The sequence below is a fragment of the Pedobacter roseus genome, from assembly GCF_014395225.1.
In the GTDB taxonomy this organism is placed as follows: Bacteria; Bacteroidota; Bacteroidia; order Sphingobacteriales; family Sphingobacteriaceae; genus Pedobacter; species Pedobacter roseus.
The window spans coordinates 5,086,938-5,102,719 of sequence record NZ_CP060723.1; the positions used below are offsets into that span (position 1 = coordinate 5,086,938).

Consider the following 15,782-nt stretch of genomic DNA (forward strand, 5'->3'; position numbering starts at 1 on the left):
AGTGAATAGGATATCCGCAATTTAGCACCTATCTATCACAACTTTCTTAAACCAGATTAAGAAATGAGCTATTTCGAAAAATCAGCCTAAAAACATTCTACTTCCCAAAACCTCGACCACTTTTCGCCTAAAGCCAACTTAACAATACCTTCTTTATGTTCCAGTTCCTGATTGTGGTTAACGCCATCGGCCACACCGCACCAGGGCTCTAAACATACAAAAGGTGCATCGGTAGCAGCCCATATCCCAAAGAATGGAAAATCTTCAAAATGAAAGTGAAGACCGTAATCATTTTTGGTATTCAATAAACTGATACAGTTGCTTTGCAGCGTTTTAAACACCAATGCATCATTGTAGAAAAGGTCGTGTTTAAGGTTTAATTTATGATAACTCAACTCAATGCTCTCGGTTTCATCTGCTACTAAACCATCATCCAGCTTCCAATATGTTAATTTCTCGTCGGTATTAAAGGCAAGGTAATAATCTTCGTAAACCGTATCAGGTGTATTAGGAACTGCAAATGCAGGGTGTGCCCCTAAAGAAAACAGAAGTTCTTCGGTACCGGTATTAATTACTTCGTAAGTTAAGTTCAGCTTGCGGTCTATCAATTGATATTTCAGCTTCAATCCAAAATAAAATGGATAAATTTTTAAGGTTTCATCCGTTTGCGTCAAAGTAAAAACTGCTTCAGTTTCACTTATTTTTTCGAAATTAAAAACATGATCGCGCGCGAAACCATGCCTTGGCAATTCATAGTTTTTACCCTGATATTTAAAACTGTTGTTTTTTAAGGAACCTACAATAGGAAATAGAACGGGACTATGCTTTGCCCAATATTTAGGATTGGCATTCCATAAATATTCCAATCCTGTTTCTTTGCTAAATAAGCCTTGAAGTTCTGCGCCTTTAGCCGCCAGGCTAACTTTTATATAGTCGTTTTCGAGAGTAATCATTTGCAATCTAAATTAGGAAAAAGATGTTCGGAAAGATATGTTTTTTATTAAAAAATGAATCCTGTTTCAGTTGGGAGTTCAGAGTTGAGTGTTTGGAGTTCATTACGCCCTAGAACGGTATCCTTATTTGAATAAACATTCTATAAATCGAGCGTTTTGAGTTTAAAGCGAATGATGACTCCCAACTCAAAACTAACTAACCCTTCTCTTCCCAGATACATGCAATATTAATAATCGTTTGTACTGCTTTTTCCATATCCTGCACGCTTACCCATTCTTGTTTACTGTGAAAAGCGTGTTCTCCTGCAAAAATATTCGGACAAGGTAGGCCCATATACGATAATCTCGATCCATCGGTACCGCCACGAATACTTTGCTGCTTGGCAACCACACCTGCACGCTCAATGGCTTGAATTCCATATTGTACAATTTTTGGATGCTGATCAAGCACCTCTTTCATATTCCGGTATTGGGCTTTAATTTCTAAAGTATAGCTCGATTTTGGATATTTCGCCATTACCTGTTTTACTGTTTCTTCTAAAAACTGTCCGTGTGCAGCAAGTTTTTCATTTGTAAAATCGCGGATGATAAACTGTGCTTCAGCTTCCTCTACCTGCCCATGCATGCTTACCGGATGGATAAAACCTTCTTTTTGGTGCGTAGCTTCAGGTGTAAGCGTATCTTTTGGCAAGGTGTCTAAAATTTCTGCGAGGATTTTAATGGCGCTTTCCATTTTTCCTTTTGCAAAGCCCGGATGGGTACTTACGCCATAAATTTTAAGGGTGGCACCATCTGCAGAAAATGTTTCATCTTCAATAGAGCCCAGTGTTTCACCATCAATGGTATAACCGAAATCGGCACCTAGTTTTTTTAGATTTGCTTTATCTACCCCCCGGCCAATCTCTTCATCAGGGGTGAAAAACACTTTAATGGTTCCGTGTTTTACACCAGGATTTTTCATAAAAAAAGCCGCGGCTTCCATAATTTCGGCTAAACCTGCTTTATTATCTGCGCCCAACAAAGTGGTTCCGCTGGCAGTAATAATATCATTGCCAATCTGGTGCTTCAGATCTTTATGATCGGCCATTTTGATTACAATTTTAGGATCGTCGGGTAAGATCAAATCCTGCCCTTGATATTTGTCATGAATAATCGGTTTCACATTTTCACCGCTACAATCCGGCGAAGTATCCATGTGCGAGCAGAAAAAAATCACAGGCAATTGTTTATCCGAATTTGAAGGAATAGTGCCATACACATAGCCATTATCGTCCATTTCTGCATCAGAAACACCGATTTCCAATAATTCCTGTACCAATTCTCTTCCTAAATTCTTTTGCTTTGAAGTTGAAGGGCAAGTAGGAGAATCTGGATCCGATTGCGTATCAATTTTTGCATATTTGATAAAACGCTGTTCTAAGGTTTTGTTAAAGTTGCTGTATGTGCTCATAATTCAAAGGTAAAAGTTATAGATATTCGATAAACATATTATTTTTGTAAAAAAACGATATGATTTTTAATTTGCTGAGAGCTACTTATATAACCCTTTTGCTTGTTTTTATTGGAAGTTTTTCTTTTGCCCAGTCAAACTATTTTAAAATGTCGTACGGTTTTGGTGGTGGAGTGAACAAATCTTATACCGACGTTTACAAAGGAAGTTTTGGTTACACAGCTTATGGCGTATTCGATTATCATATCACCCCATTTGTAACAATAGGACTCGAGGGGCAGTATGGAATGGTTCAGGGTGGTAACATTGAAACCGATCCGCATAACCGCCAGTTTGTAAACAAATATACTTCCATTACCGCGAATGTAAAATTAATGCTTGGCGAAATCGTGGATTATGATAAAAGTGAATTTTTATACAACATCCGCGGCCTGTACCTGGGATTGGGTATTGGCGTAATCAACAATAACATTACCGACATTGTAAGGTATAAGCCTAGCTGGGCGCAATATGATCCTGGTTATGGCCCTTTTCCTGGTGTTGACAAAAGCCTGAACATGGCAGTTCCTTTAAACTTCGGCTTTAACTATTTCATCAACGATGGTTACGGTTACATGCGGTATATCATCAACATCAATGCACAATCGAACTTCACTTTTGGAGAAGGTTTGGATGGTTATAACGACTCGAGCACGAAATTTAAAAACTATTCCCCTGATGTTTATAACTCCTATACCATAGGCTTTAAATACATGTTGGGAAGGATTAAATCTTATCGTAAAACACTTTAATAACAGCATTTCATTTCTTAGCTTTAAGGCATGAGAAAACTCTTTGTGTTATGTTTGCTATCGATGAGGCTAAAAGCCATCGCACAAAAAACACCTTTCGAATTAAGCGGCAAAACCGAAACCACAACCTACACTGCAGCAATATCTTATTACGAAAACCTGGCTAAAAATCACCCGGAAGCCAGGCTACTTACCTATGGAAGTACAGATTTCGGAGAACCTTTGCATGTATTAGTTTTATCACGCGATAAGGTTTTCGATCCGGTGCAGATCCGAAAAAGCAATAAAAGAATCTTATTGATTAATAACGGGATCCACCCGGGCGAACCAGAAGGAGTAGATGCTTCGATGATGCTGGCCCGCGACCTGCTTAAAGCGGGTAAACTCCCAAAAGATGTGGTCATCTGCATTATTCCGCTTTATAATATAGACGGAAGCTTTAACCGTACTGGTACTTCGAGAGCCAACCAAAACGGACCAGTTGCTTACGGATTTAGGGGCAACAGCAAAAACCTCGACCTGAACCGCGATTTTATTAAAACTGACTCGAAAAATTCGGCGGCATTTCAACTTATTTTTAATACATGGCAGCCCGAAATTTTTGTAGATACACACACCAGTAATGGTGCCGATTATCAATATGTGATGACGCTTATTCCGACGCAAAAGGATAAGTTGAACCCTATACTTGCTGGCTATTTAACCAAAACCCTTGTACCTGATCTTTACGGAGACATGGACAAAGCAGGTTATCCGATGATTCCTTATGTAAACTCGATCGGCGAAACCCCGGAAACCGGAATAACCGGATTTATTGATCCTCCGCGTTACTCAACAGGTTATACCACACTTCATAATACCATTGGCTTTATGCCTGAAACGCACATGCTAAAATCGTATGATTTGCGTGTGGATGCCACTTATAAACTTCTGGAAAGCTACATCAGGATTGTTGAACGAGATGCCAAAATTATCGGCGAGAATAAAAGTAAAGCCGATGAAGCTGTTGCTGCGCAAAAGGAATTTCCTTTAGAATGGAAATTAAATAAAACAGAAGTAAACGATTTAACCTTTAAAGGTTTTGAGGCCGGACAAAAACCCAGTACAGTAAGCGGTGCCGACCGTTTATATTACGACCGTAGCAAGCCTTACACCAAAACCATAAAAGAATGGAATAAATTCGAGCCAGCAGTTTCTGTTCAGAAACCGGTTGCTTATATTATTCCAAAAGCCTGGGACCGTGTAATTGCCCTGCTTAAACTGAACAATGTTAAAATCAGCGAATTAAAAGCCGATCAGAAAATTGTGGTAGAAAGTTATTATATCGGAGATTTTAAAACAGGCACAAGACCTTACGAAGGACATTACCTGCATTCGGCCGTAAAATTGAATACCGTAAAACAGAACCTCCAGTATTATGCCGGCGACTTTGTGGTGTACACTAACCAGCCTGTTAACCGTTATATTATAGAAACACTGGAACCTCAGGCCACCGATTCTTATTTCAACTGGAATTTTTTCGATTCTATTCTGGATATGAAAGAGCATTATTCGGCTTATGTATTTGAAGATACCGCAACAGAACTGCTCAAAAACAACCCGGAACTGAAAAGTAAACTGGAAGCTAAAAAGTCATCTGATCCTGAATTTGCAAAGAATGGTGCTGCACAACTTGATTTTGTGTATAAAAATTCTGATTATTACGAAAAAACACATAACAGATATCCGGTTGCCCGTTTGGTTACAGACGTAAAACTTGATTTAAAATAGCACTAATGGAATACTTCAATATCGCACCAGTTGCATCCTTAATCTTCGTTTTTACCATTATTACCAGTCTTTACGCTTTCTACGATCATTCGATTTATGGAAAGTTTATGCTGCATCCGTATAGCGTATCAAGAGGCCACAAGGTTTGGACAGTGATAACAAGCGGACTAATACATGCCGATTGGATGCACCTTTTCTTCAACATGTTTACTTTCGTTGCATTTGCTTTTACTTTAGAACGGCTAATGGGCAGTTTCTTGTTCGGTTTGCTTTACATTTTGGCGCTCATCCTCAGTGATGTACCAACGATATTTAAATACAAGGAAAATTTTAATTACAATAGTTTAGGTGCATCAGGAGCAATTAGTGCTGTACTTTTCAGCTTTATTTTGTTTAGTCCGAAAAGTGGAATAAGAATACTTTTCATCCCATTCGATATTCCTGCCTATATTTTCGGAATACTATATCTTGTATACTGCTACTACGCCTCTAGAAACTCCAGAGATGGCATCAACCACGATGCACACTTTTTCGGAGCGCTAACCGGATTGATTTTTACCATTATTTTCGTTCCGGGTATTTTACAGAATTTTATTGCCATGTTTTAACAGGCGGGAGGTAATATCAATTGGGAAGAATCGTCATTCCCGTGAAAACGGGAATCCTAATGCAACATACAATAACATTTTTCGGTTTAAGATTCCCAATCAAGTTAAGAATGACGGATTCCAAAAAATCGGGCGTCATTGCGAGGAGGAACGACGAAGCAATCTTTCCAAGTTGCGATAAAGATTGCTTCAGCCAATGAAAAATCGGCTTCGCAATGACGACATCCTTAGAAAAATCTATGATTTAAACTCCTCTGTTTTTACAAAAAAACTGACCTCTGGGAATGATGGTACGCAAAAAACTACCCCGCTGTAGGCAAATAAGGTTTCTCAAAGAAACTCATCGGCTCATCAGGATTTTTAATAATCTCGAAAACCACATATCCCCAGGGTTTCCAGAAATTCTCCAGTACCTGCGCATAAATTTTATTTTGCCAAACATCAAAAAGCGGTTTGGTCATGTTGCCACGTAGAGGCATTGCTTCAATATAAATAGTCCCTTCAACAGGCATAAACGTATATTCGGGTAAACGGTTAAAAAGGTAGGCCGAATAATAAAAACGGGCACTTAGTTCCTCAAACTGTTCTGCAGTTAAAGATTTACCTTTTACTTCGCTGATAATGTCCTGATGATAACGTTTATTGGTGCCATTATCCTGCAGGCAGGCGATAATGCCAAAATCCTTCATTTTTAGTGAGAAAGTCAGCGTATTAATTTCATCGCGAAAGCTAAATGGCGTTTCTCCATTTTCTAACTTTACTATCGTGATAGACCATGGCGAGAAATCTTCAAACTCCAAACTGGTGTACAGGTTCTGCATCATGAAATTCAGGTTGGCAAATTTCATCATTAACGATTGCGACATATTCAAACCATCAGCGGTCATTTCTTTGCGCAAAGCCGAATGCATTTCGATGTATACAAAACCATATAAGAACTTACCGATCCAGTTAAAAAGATCCAGTTCGGGCAGTGTAGAAACCGCATCATAACCCTTTGCAAATGCCGCTTCGATCTTATCTTCCAGGGGATTTAAAAACTGCTCATTTACCTCGCTGTTTACCGGAATCACCAGGGTGTTGTATGAACGGATGCTTTCATCCAAAAACTGGATCTGCTCTTCGCCGCTTAAACCCGCCTGCTCCAACAACCATTTCGGGAGTAAAGGCACCTGAATAACTGGTGAATTAAAGGTTTTTCCGCTTAAAAAGCAGGTTTTATATAAAAAATCGAAATTCTGGAAAGGATTGTATAAGCCGGTATTCATCACTGCAATATTAGCCATTATATTTTTAGGGCTAAGCAACGATGTTTTATTTTAACGCAGGGATTACAACCTCACCCTATTTACGTGAATGGTATTGCAATGTCCAATGTCTCCCTCTCCTTCAGGAGAGGGACGTTACTGCAGCAAGTGAAACCACATTCGCTAATAGGGTGAGGTGGTTAGTAATTATTATAATAATACCCAATATCATCTACCAACTGGTTATAAATCGGCTTGGTAAATTCTAAAAACAATGCACTTGGCGGTGGAGGCAATTGTTCTTTTCTTCTGGTGATGGCCAATTGCTGGTTACTTAAAGCCCTGTCATCGCCTTTATAACTGGCCCAGCTATCCCTCCAAATATAAGTACCAGGAAATTTCTGCTGGCGTACCAGTTTTCTTGTTTTCCAATCGGTAATGCTCATATCCAGTAAGCCTGAAGAGGAAATGTTCTTTTCAAAAATGCTTAAGGTGGCTTTTACCGTACCATAAACCGGTTTTTTATCACGGGTTTCACCGATCACTACGCTATCCCGTTTTAGTTTTTCAACCCTTTCCTTTACATAAGTCTGTCCAACTACAAAATCATCGAAGTTCAAACTTAGTACCTGATCGGGAACAACTTTTTGACTGGTAGCCTGTTCTTCCCCGTAAAAAATCACAAACTTATTTCTCGAGTATTTTGCGATATACTGATCGATCTGCTGTTGAAAATAATCAGCGCTTAATTTGTACATGCCACTGTTTACGATAATTGGCTGCACCACAACCCTTGTTACTGCTGCCCAATAAGCATCTTCCATTTTGGCTTTGGCATCTTTATAGTTAGGCTGAAGATTTAGTGTTTTCTCAAACTCGTAATATGCTTTTTTAGCTGCCTGACGGTTGTTTTCCCTTAAAAAGCCTAAACCAGAGCTATACCTCGCGCCAGCAGCATTATATTTACTATCAGCCAGTTCGGCAATGTACTTTGAAGGATTTGGAACAATGGCCAAACAGGCCGGACAGCTATTGATATCATCTGCCAGTTGATTTATTTTTTGATAATCGTACATCACCGATTCCCATCTGAATAAATCGTTCGACATTTTGGCTTCTTCAATTTTCCGCAAATGATCCTGCAAAGCCAGTCCGTATGCGGTTTTCAACACTTCCATTGCCTCGCTGTTTTTTGGCGAATTTTGCAACCTGCTTACCGATTTTTCAACCGAAGCATCATAATCACCTTTTTGCAAGGCTTTTTTCCCTGTGGTACATCCTCCAATAATTATTAAGGATAAATAAATAAAATACCGTAATCTTGAAATGTTTTTCATGGCAGGAATATTTGCGTTAATAAACAAAGATAATTTGTAAGACGACAATTACCTCATTTATTTAGAAGACGATTGATAATGAAAATTAGTTGCAAGCAATTTGAATTAGCGTTAAAACATCCTTTTTCAATTTCGAAATTTACCCGAACCAGTACACCTTTAATGTTATTAAAGATTGAACATGAAGGCGTTGCGGGTTATGGCGAAGCCTCTATGGTGCCATATATGGGCGAAAGCTATGAAAGTGCGAACAGTTTTCTTAAACTGGTAAACTGGGATAAAATCCAGTTCCCATTCAACTTTGAAGAAATTATCGCTTATTTAGATAGCCTTGCTCCTGGTCAACCGGCCATTAAAGCAGCCATTGATATTGCGCTTAATGACATTCAGGGCAAGCTTTTAAATAAACCCTGTTACAAAATTTATGGTGCCGATCCGGCAAAAATGCCAGTAACCTCTTATACTATCGGGATTGATACACCGGAAGTAATCCGCGAAAAACTGAAAGATGCCGAAGCATTTAAAGTGATCAAAGTGAAGCTGGGCAGGGATAACGACCAGGAAATTATTGAAACCATCCGCAGCATGACGAGCGTACCGCTTTATGTGGATGCAAACCAGGGCTGGACCGATAAAATAAAAGCAATCGATTTAATTTATTGGCTGCATAACCAAGGCGTGGTATTAATTGAGCAGCCCATGGATAAAAGCAACCTGGATGGAAATGCCTGGTTAACCGAACGTAGTCCGATTCCCTTACTGGCAGATGAAGCGGTGCAGCGTTTAGCAGATATGGATAAATTAAGAGGCGCTTACCACGGCATTAATGTAAAGCTGATGAAAAGCTGTGGCATGTACGAAGGTCACCAGATGATTTTAAAAGCCCGATCTTTTGGCATGAAAGTGCTGATTGGCTGCATGAGTGAAACCAGCTGCGCAACTTTAGCCGCAGCAGCTTTAGCGCCATTATGTAATTGGGCTGATTTAGACGGACCCTGGCTCACTAAAAATAATCCATTTACCGATCCGGCTTTTGAGAACGGAAAATATATCCTCAAAAATTTACCCGGTTTAGGACTGGAAGGTATTACTTCGGATCTTTTTCTTTAAAGCTTTTTCTAAGCTCTTTAGTTAACTGATACTTAAAATAAAATAAACAGCAGGCCACGCCAACTAAAAATGCGGCGGGAATATATTTATGATTATTATAACACCAAACCAATCCAAAAATAGAAAGGATAATGGCCAGGTTATAGAAGATATTTAAAGCAAATTTTTTACCCACAATAGAAGGATTGAATGATAGAATGAGTGAAGAATTAAATGATAGAATGAATGAGTTTTGAATGAGTGAATGAGATTAGCTTAAACTAATTCATTCATCCTCTCATTCAAAATTCAATAATTATTTTAATATACCTGCATATTCGGATCAAAAGCTTCTTGCCAGGCTAAAATGCCGCCTTTTAAATTATAAAGATTGTCAAATCCGTATTGTTGCTCTAACTGCATTACAGCTGCTGCGCTTCTTTTTCCGCTACGGCACTGAATAATTACCGGTTTATCTTTAGCAACCTTGTCGGCCTCGATTAAAATCCCTCCTAAAGGAATATTTTCCCCGTCAAGATTGGAAACTTCATATTCGAACGTTTCGCGGACATCAATTAACTGAAAATCTTCTTTGTTATCGATTTTCTCTTTTAGTTCTTGTACCGATATTTCTTTCATTTTATTAAATGTATTTATGCAAATATAGGAAAATCAGCTTTACACTCCCCATCAAAAAAATGCCATAAAATTTTGCGCAAAACTGTAACAACTGAAACCCTTAGGCGTTTAAATATAAATAGTTACAAATGGACAACCTGAACCGTTTCTTTTGGTTTTGCTCTGGTGCGCACATCCCAACGCTGGAAAAATACCCTTCGGAACAAAATAAATATACCGGCATTGGTGCCACAATCTTCTTCACGGGTTTATTTGCCGCACTTTCTGGCGGTTATGCCATGTATTTTGTATTTAAAGGTGCCGATCTGGCCGTAATTTTCGCCATTGTTTTTGGCTTTTTATGGGGTGCAGCCATCTTTAATATGGACCGTTACATCGTTTCGAGTATCAATAAAAGTGCAAGCACCAATAAACAGTTGCTACAGGCTACACCACGTATTTTACTGGCCATTATGATCGGTATGGTAATATCGCGGCCAATCGAGCTGAAAATCTTCGATAAAGAAATCAAAGAACGTTTAAAAGTAAGTTACCTGAATGGGCAGCGCGCTAAAATTGATACCTTAAACAAAGCTTTCGAGAAGAAATACCAGGTAGAATTTGGCAGGTTAAACCTACAGAAAGCGACCAGAGATTCGCTCGAAAAAGGCATTAAAGCCGACAGACAAAAGCTGAATTTTGAGATTTTTGGCAATAAAACCACCGAAACATCAGGGGTAATGGGTTATGGACCTTATGCCAAACGTAAAGAAGCCGAAATTACACAGCGTACAACCGAGCTTGATTCGTTAAAAGCTGCCATCAATAAATCAGAAAGTTTTGTTGATAAGCGCAAAGAGTTTGATGGTTTGTTTACCGAAAAACTATATACTAAGAAACAGTTAGATAGCTTATCGGATATTGCAGGTTTTGCCGACCGCAACTGGGCTTTAGGTCAGCTTAAATTTAATGTAGATGGCACCAGCGATAACAATACGGCCATTGCAGTTACTTTTATCGGGCTACTGTTTATTTTCTTCGAATGTTTGCCGGTGTTTGTAAAACTAATGAGTGCCCGCGGACCTTATGATTACGCCATATCGGATGGTGATGAGGTGGCGATCTATCACTCTAAAAAGGACAAGGATTTTCATTTCGAAGTAGCTGATAATATTCACGAAACCAGGGTCGATTCCGAATCAACCAAGAAAAAAGAAATTATAAAAGGAAAAGCTTACCGCGATCTGGAGAAATACGATTGGGACGGGGAGTAGATGGAAGATGGATAATGTAAGAGGGATGAGGTAGCGAATGATCCATAATTAAACAGTTCATGGTTAGATGGATCATAGATCATGGCCAAAAGCAATACACAATAAACCATTAGCTATTAACCATGAGCAATCATAACATGAACAAAAAAACCATCAAACCATTAACCAATAAATCATCACTAAAAATCGCAGAACTATCAGTCAAAAACCTTAATTTTCCCTAAATTCACCCTCTATAACTTATTATATGAAGAAAATATTCCTCTTTACCCTTGTCGGGATGGCAAGTTTGCAGCTTAAAGCGCAAAACATTGATAAAATCATCACCCGTGAATACACCGATCACCTGATTAAAACTTTAAGTGCAGATGATATGCAGGGGCGTGCAACATTTACCCCAGGCATTGATAAAGCAGCGACATTTATTGAATCAGAATTTAAAAAAATCGGTCTGCAGCCCTTAACAGGTGAAAAAACATTCCGCCAGACTTTTAATAAATACCAGGTTGCCAATCAAAGTACCAGTGTTAAAATAGATGGGCAAGAAATTGCACCAGAAAATTTAATTGTTTCGGGCGTAACTGCGGAAAGTGTTACACTTGATAAATCGAATACCATCGTTGTTAAATTAGATCCTGAGAAACCTTTTGTAGCTCAATTAAGAACAATGATGGGTGCCGGGAAGAATCAGATTGTATTGGTAGACAGCAAATTTGCTGATCTTTTTAACCGTTACAGAAGTTATTTCGGTAAACCCGCAACTGTTGATGAAAAAGATGTAAGGGCAACCACAAGTGCTGTACAGGTTTTTGTTTTAGGTAAAGATGCCGCAACAGATTTTTCGGCTACTTTTAAAAGCAAGGTAACTCAAATGCCCTTGTTCAATGTGGCTGGTGTAATTCCAGGTAAATCTAAAGCCAAAGAAATTGTGGTTTTCTCTGGTCACTATGATCATTTAGGTTTCTTAAAACCTGTAGAAGGCGACAGTATTGCTAACGGCGCCGATGATGATGCATCGGGTACTACAGCGATGATTGCACTGGCAAAATATTACAAAGCACAAAAAAATAACGAGCGTACTCTGATCTTCGTTGCTTTTACAGCAGAAGAAATTGGTGGTTTTGGCGCAAGGTATTTCTCAGAAAAATTAAATCCTGATGATGTTGTGGCTATGTTTAATATCGAAATGATCGGTAAAGACTCTAAATTTGGCAAAAACACAGCCTTTATTACTGGTTACGAAAGATCTGATTTCGGAAAGATATTACAGAAAAACCTGGCTGGAACCGAATTTACTTTCCACCCGGATCCATATCCAGATCAGAACTTATTTTATAGAAGCGACAATGCTACTTTAGCGGCTTTAGGTGTTCCTGCACACACCATCAGTACCGATAAAATCGATATCGATAAATTGTACCACAGTGTGAAAGACGAATACAGTTCATTGGACGTTGAAAATATTCTTTCTACCATTAAAGCCATTGCTAAAAGCGCTGTTACCATCGTAAACGGGGCTGATACACCAACCAGGATTCCGAAGTTGAAGCAATAAAAGGGGCAGTTATAAAACGGTCGTCATTCCCGCGCAGGCGGGAATCGTAATGCAGTAAGCTTTAAGATTCCCAATCGAGTTGGGAATGACGAGCCGCCAAATACAATATTATAAAAAATGGCCAGTGAAAAATCACTGGCCATTGCTATTTATAAACCTTCGTAAGCAGATTACTTGCTCAGGTACATCGATTTGTCTTTGTAAAGCTTGCGGAAATAAGGATCTTCCAAATCTTTAATGAAACGGATCGCCTCACCTGTAGATTTCATTTCAGGACCTAATTCTTTCGCTACTTCAGGGAATTTCTCGTAAGAGAAAACCGGTTCTTTAATCGCATAACCTTTTAGCTTGCGCACGATTGTGAAATCTTTCAGTTTTGCTACGCCTAACATGATTTTAGCCGCGATATTGATATAAGGTACATCGTAAGCTTTTGCAATGAACGGAACCGTACGTGATGCCCTTGGGTTGGCTTCGATTACATACACCTTCTCATCTTTAATGGCAAACTGGATATTTAACAATCCGCGTACATCTAAAGCTTTTGCAATTTTGATCGAGTACTCTTCCATCGCCTTAGTTACCGTTTCTGGTAAGCTAAAGGTTGGCAATACTGCGAACGAATCTCCTGAGTGGATACCTGCAGGCTCAATGTGTTCCATCATACCTACAATGTGAACATCGTCACCATCAGAAATTGAATCAGATTCTGCTTCTTCTGCTCTATCTAAAAAGTGGTCGATCAATACGCGGTTGCCCGGTAAATCGCCCAGTAATTTTACTACTGCTTTTTCAAGGTCTTCATCGTTGATTACAATGCTCATCCCTTGTCCGCCCAATACGTAACTCGGACGAACCAATACCGGATAACCTACCTCGTTTGCTACAACGATTGCTTCTTCAGCGTTTTCTGCAACTCCATATTTTGGATAAGGAATATCTAATTCTTTCAACAGGTCAGAGAAACGTCCACGGTCTTCAGCGATGTCCATGTTCTCGAAAGATGTTCCGATAATTTTGATTCCTTTTTCGGTTAATTTTTCAGCCATTTTCAAGGCGGTTTGTCCACCTAACTGAACGATTACACCTTCTGGTTTCTCCAGCTCGATAATTTCGCGCACATGTTCCCAAAACACCGGCTCGAAGTATAACTTATCGGCCATGTTAAAGTCTGTAGAAACTGTTTCAGGATTACAGTTGATCATGATCGCTTCGAAACCCGATTCTTTTGCGGCCAATAAACCGTGTACACAAGAGTAATCGAATTCAATACCCTGACCAATACGGTTAGGACCAGAACCCAATACAATTACTTTTTTCTTGTCTGATGGTTTCGACTCGTTCTCTTCTTCGAAAGTAGAGTAGTAGTATGGTGTTTTAGCCGGAAACTCTGCTGCGCAGGTATCAACCATTTTATACACCCTGTTAATGCCTAAAGCCTTACGGCGATCGTACACTTCATCCTCGGTAACGTTCCCTAACAACCAGGCAATCTGAATATCAGAGAAACCTTTTTGTTTAAGCGTTACGAAGAAATCCTGAGGGATGTTATTTAAAGAGTATCTTTTTAATTCAGTTTCAAGCAATACAAGCTCCTGAATCTGGTTTAAGAACCATTTATCTATTTTGGTTACCTTACGGATCGACTCCAAAGGCACACCCATTACCATGGCATCTTTTATTAAGAACAAACGGTTCCATGAAGCATGCTCCAAACCATCCATAATTTCTTCAATATTGCGAACCTGTCTGCCATCTGCACCTAAACCTGCACGGTTAATCTCTAAACTCTGACAAGCTTTTTGTAGCGCTTCAATGAAAGTACGACCGATGGCCATTACCTCACCAACAGATTTCATCTGTAAGCCAAGTTCTTTGTTCGCACCTTTAAATTTATCGAAGTTCCAACGTGGTACTTTAACGATCACATAATCTAAAGTAGGCTCGAAATAGGCTGAAGTGGTTTTGGTAATCTGGTTTTCAATTTCATCCAGGTTATAACCGATAGCTAGTTTAGCCGCAATTTTTGCAATTGGATAACCGGTTGCCTTACTTGCCAATGCTGATGAACGCGATACACGCGGGTTAATTTCGATGGCGATAATCTCGTCATTTGCAGGGTTAACTGAGAACTGAACGTTACAGCCACCTGCAAAATTACCAATTGCACGCATCATTTTAATCGCCTGGTTACGCATTTCCTGGTAGCAACGATCAGATAAGGTCATTGCAGGTGCAACGGTAATCGAATCTCCCGTATGGATACCCATCGGGTCAAAGTTTTCGATCGAACAAATAATGATTACGTTATCGTTGCTATCTCTTAACAACTCCAGCTCATATTCTTTCCAGCCTAAAACTGCTTTCTCTACCAATACTTCGTGTGTTGGCGAAGCCTCTAAACCGCGTTTTAACGCCGCATCGAATTCTTCTTTCTTGTGCACAAAACCACCACCAGAACCACCTAAGGTATATGATGGGCGGATAACCAATGGATAGCCGATTTCTTGTGCGGCTTCTTTACCTTCTAAAAATGAGTTGGCAATTTTCGATTCTGCAACACCTACACCGATATCAACCATTAACTGGCGGAAAGCTTCACGGTTTTCTGTTTTTTCGATCGCAGCAACATCTACACCAACTACTTTAACACCGTATTTTTCCCAAACACCACGTTCTTCTGCTTCTTTACAAAGGTTTAGTGCAGTTTGCCCTCCCATTGTAGGAAGTACCGCATCAATTCTAGGTAAATCTGCAGAGTCGATGTGCTCTTGTAAAATAACCTCTATTGAATCAACAGTTAACGGGCGCAGGTAAACATGGTCACCAATAACCTTATCCGTCATGATGGTAGCCGGATTGGAGTTGATAATGGAAACGGTAATCCCTTCTTCTTTTAAAGAAAGGGCCGCTTGCGAACCCGAGTAATCAAATTCACAGGCTTGGCCAATGATAATTGGTCCAGATCCTATAATCAGTACTGAGCGGATGGAAGTGTCTTTAGGCATGATAAAGCTTAAACAATAATTAAAATTCTAAAGTATTTGGGTATTTTAAATACCCTGAAAGCAACGAGATTTTGTGCTTGTA

General features: G+C 39.4%; 13 protein-coding genes. 6 read left to right on the forward strand and 7 right to left on the reverse strand.

What is annotated here, in order from left to right; all coding sequences use genetic code 11:
• Nucleotides 1–86: 86 nt before the first annotated feature.
• Nucleotides 87–953 carry an aldose 1-epimerase family protein gene (locus H9L23_RS20950; RefSeq protein WP_187592154.1) on the reverse strand — a complete coding sequence of 289 codons (867 nt, stop codon included), beginning with the start codon at nucleotides 951–953 and terminating at the stop codon, nucleotides 87–89.
• Between the two features lie 196 nt (nucleotides 954–1,149).
• A complete protein-coding gene (pepT, locus tag H9L23_RS20955; RefSeq protein WP_187592155.1) occupies nucleotides 1,150–2,403 on the reverse strand; it encodes a peptidase T in 1,254 nt (417 codons plus the stop codon).
• A gap of 149 nt (nucleotides 2,404–2,552) precedes the next feature.
• Between pepT and H9L23_RS20960 the strand changes: the two genes are divergently transcribed.
• Genes H9L23_RS20960 through H9L23_RS20970 form a run of 3 tightly spaced genes read left to right on the forward strand, consistent with a single transcriptional unit; the run spans nucleotide 2,553 to nucleotide 5,572 of the window.
• Entirely contained in the window at nucleotides 2,553–3,194 is a 642-nt protein-coding gene (locus H9L23_RS20960; RefSeq protein WP_246474753.1) for a hypothetical protein, read from the forward strand.
• 30 nt (nucleotides 3,195–3,224) lie between these two features.
• Nucleotides 3,225–4,964 carry a M14 family zinc carboxypeptidase gene (locus H9L23_RS20965; protein ID WP_187592156.1) on the forward strand — a complete coding sequence of 580 codons (1,740 nt, stop codon included), beginning with the start codon at nucleotides 3,225–3,227 and terminating at the stop codon, nucleotides 4,962–4,964.
• 5 nt (nucleotides 4,965–4,969) lie between these two features.
• On the forward strand, nucleotides 4,970–5,572 hold the full coding sequence (locus tag H9L23_RS20970; protein ID WP_187592157.1) for a rhomboid family intramembrane serine protease: 603 nt from the start codon (nucleotides 4,970–4,972) through the stop codon (nucleotides 5,570–5,572).
• 302 nt (nucleotides 5,573–5,874) lie between these two features.
• Here H9L23_RS20970 and H9L23_RS20975 read toward each other — a convergent pair whose 3' ends face one another.
• Both H9L23_RS20975 and H9L23_RS20980 read right to left on the reverse strand, forming a co-directional pair.
• Nucleotides 5,875–6,858 (reverse strand): hypothetical protein, encoded by a 984-nt coding sequence (locus H9L23_RS20975; protein ID WP_187592158.1) that lies wholly within the window; start codon nucleotides 6,856–6,858, stop codon nucleotides 5,875–5,877.
• 161 nt (nucleotides 6,859–7,019) lie between these two features.
• Nucleotides 7,020–8,156: a hypothetical protein gene (locus H9L23_RS20980; RefSeq protein ID WP_187592159.1), complete on the reverse strand. Its 1,137-nt coding sequence runs from the start codon at nucleotides 8,154–8,156 to the stop codon at nucleotides 7,020–7,022.
• A gap of 78 nt (nucleotides 8,157–8,234) precedes the next feature.
• On the opposite strand from H9L23_RS20980, the gene H9L23_RS20985 reads away from it, so the two are divergent.
• Nucleotides 8,235–9,266 carry a dipeptide epimerase gene (locus H9L23_RS20985; RefSeq protein ID WP_187592160.1) on the forward strand — a complete coding sequence of 344 codons (1,032 nt, stop codon included), beginning with the start codon at nucleotides 8,235–8,237 and terminating at the stop codon, nucleotides 9,264–9,266.
• Here the strand turns inward: H9L23_RS20985 and H9L23_RS26445 are convergent.
• Nucleotides 9,244–9,441 (reverse strand): DUF6358 family protein, encoded by a 198-nt coding sequence (locus H9L23_RS26445; RefSeq protein WP_223191003.1) that lies wholly within the window; start codon nucleotides 9,439–9,441, stop codon nucleotides 9,244–9,246. The two genes, H9L23_RS20985 and H9L23_RS26445, sit on opposite strands and share 23 nt — an antisense overlap.
• A 125-nt stretch (nucleotides 9,442–9,566) precedes the next feature.
• Complete coding sequence (locus H9L23_RS20990) at nucleotides 9,567–9,884, reverse strand: rhodanese-like domain-containing protein (protein WP_025142242.1); 318 nt, start codon at nucleotides 9,882–9,884, stop codon at nucleotides 9,567–9,569.
• 128 nt (nucleotides 9,885–10,012) lie between these two features.
• Here H9L23_RS20990 and H9L23_RS20995 point away from each other — a divergent pair, with 128 nt between their 5' ends.
• Nucleotides 10,013–11,137: a DUF4407 domain-containing protein gene (locus H9L23_RS20995; protein WP_187592161.1), complete on the forward strand. Its 1,125-nt coding sequence runs from the start codon at nucleotides 10,013–10,015 to the stop codon at nucleotides 11,135–11,137.
• 247 nt (nucleotides 11,138–11,384) lie between these two features.
• Nucleotides 11,385–12,692, forward strand: coding sequence for a M20/M25/M40 family metallo-hydrolase (locus tag H9L23_RS21000; RefSeq protein ID WP_187592162.1), 1,308 nt, complete (start codon nucleotides 11,385–11,387; stop codon nucleotides 12,690–12,692).
• 170 nt (nucleotides 12,693–12,862) lie between these two features.
• Here H9L23_RS21000 and carB read toward each other — a convergent pair whose 3' ends face one another.
• Nucleotides 12,863–15,700: a carbamoyl-phosphate synthase large subunit gene (carB, locus tag H9L23_RS21005; RefSeq protein ID WP_187592163.1), complete on the reverse strand. Its 2,838-nt coding sequence runs from the start codon at nucleotides 15,698–15,700 to the stop codon at nucleotides 12,863–12,865.
• Between the last annotated feature and the right edge of the window lie 82 nt (nucleotides 15,701–15,782).

Excerpts from the sequence above, each read along its gene's own strand:
- H9L23_RS20995 (WP_187592161.1), top strand. The coding sequence starts at position 10,013 with ATGGACAACCTGAACCGTTTCTTTTGGTTTTGCTCTGGTGCGCACATC.
- H9L23_RS21000 (WP_187592162.1), top strand. The coding sequence starts at position 11,385 with ATGAAGAAAATATTCCTCTTTACCCTTGTCGGGATGGCAAGTTTGCAG.
- H9L23_RS20960 (WP_246474753.1), top strand. The coding sequence starts at position 2,553 with ATGTCGTACGGTTTTGGTGGTGGAGTGAACAAATCTTATACCGACGTT.
- pepT (WP_187592155.1), bottom strand. The coding sequence starts at position 2,403 with ATGAGCACATACAGCAACTTTAACAAAACCTTAGAACAGCGTTTTATC.
- H9L23_RS20950 (WP_187592154.1), bottom strand. The coding sequence starts at position 953 with ATGATTACTCTCGAAAACGACTATATAAAAGTTAGCCTGGCGGCTAAA.
- H9L23_RS20970 (WP_187592157.1), top strand. The coding sequence starts at position 4,970 with ATGGAATACTTCAATATCGCACCAGTTGCATCCTTAATCTTCGTTTTT.
- H9L23_RS20990 (WP_025142242.1), bottom strand. The coding sequence starts at position 9,884 with ATGAAAGAAATATCGGTACAAGAACTAAAAGAGAAAATCGATAACAAA.
- H9L23_RS20980 (WP_187592159.1), bottom strand. The coding sequence starts at position 8,156 with ATGAAAAACATTTCAAGATTACGGTATTTTATTTATTTATCCTTAATA.
- H9L23_RS20975 (WP_187592158.1), bottom strand. The coding sequence starts at position 6,858 with ATGGCTAATATTGCAGTGATGAATACCGGCTTATACAATCCTTTCCAG.
- carB (WP_187592163.1), bottom strand. The coding sequence starts at position 15,700 with ATGCCTAAAGACACTTCCATCCGCTCAGTACTGATTATAGGATCTGGA.
- H9L23_RS20965 (WP_187592156.1), top strand. The coding sequence starts at position 3,225 with ATGAGAAAACTCTTTGTGTTATGTTTGCTATCGATGAGGCTAAAAGCC.
- H9L23_RS20985 (WP_187592160.1), top strand. The coding sequence starts at position 8,235 with ATGAAAATTAGTTGCAAGCAATTTGAATTAGCGTTAAAACATCCTTTT.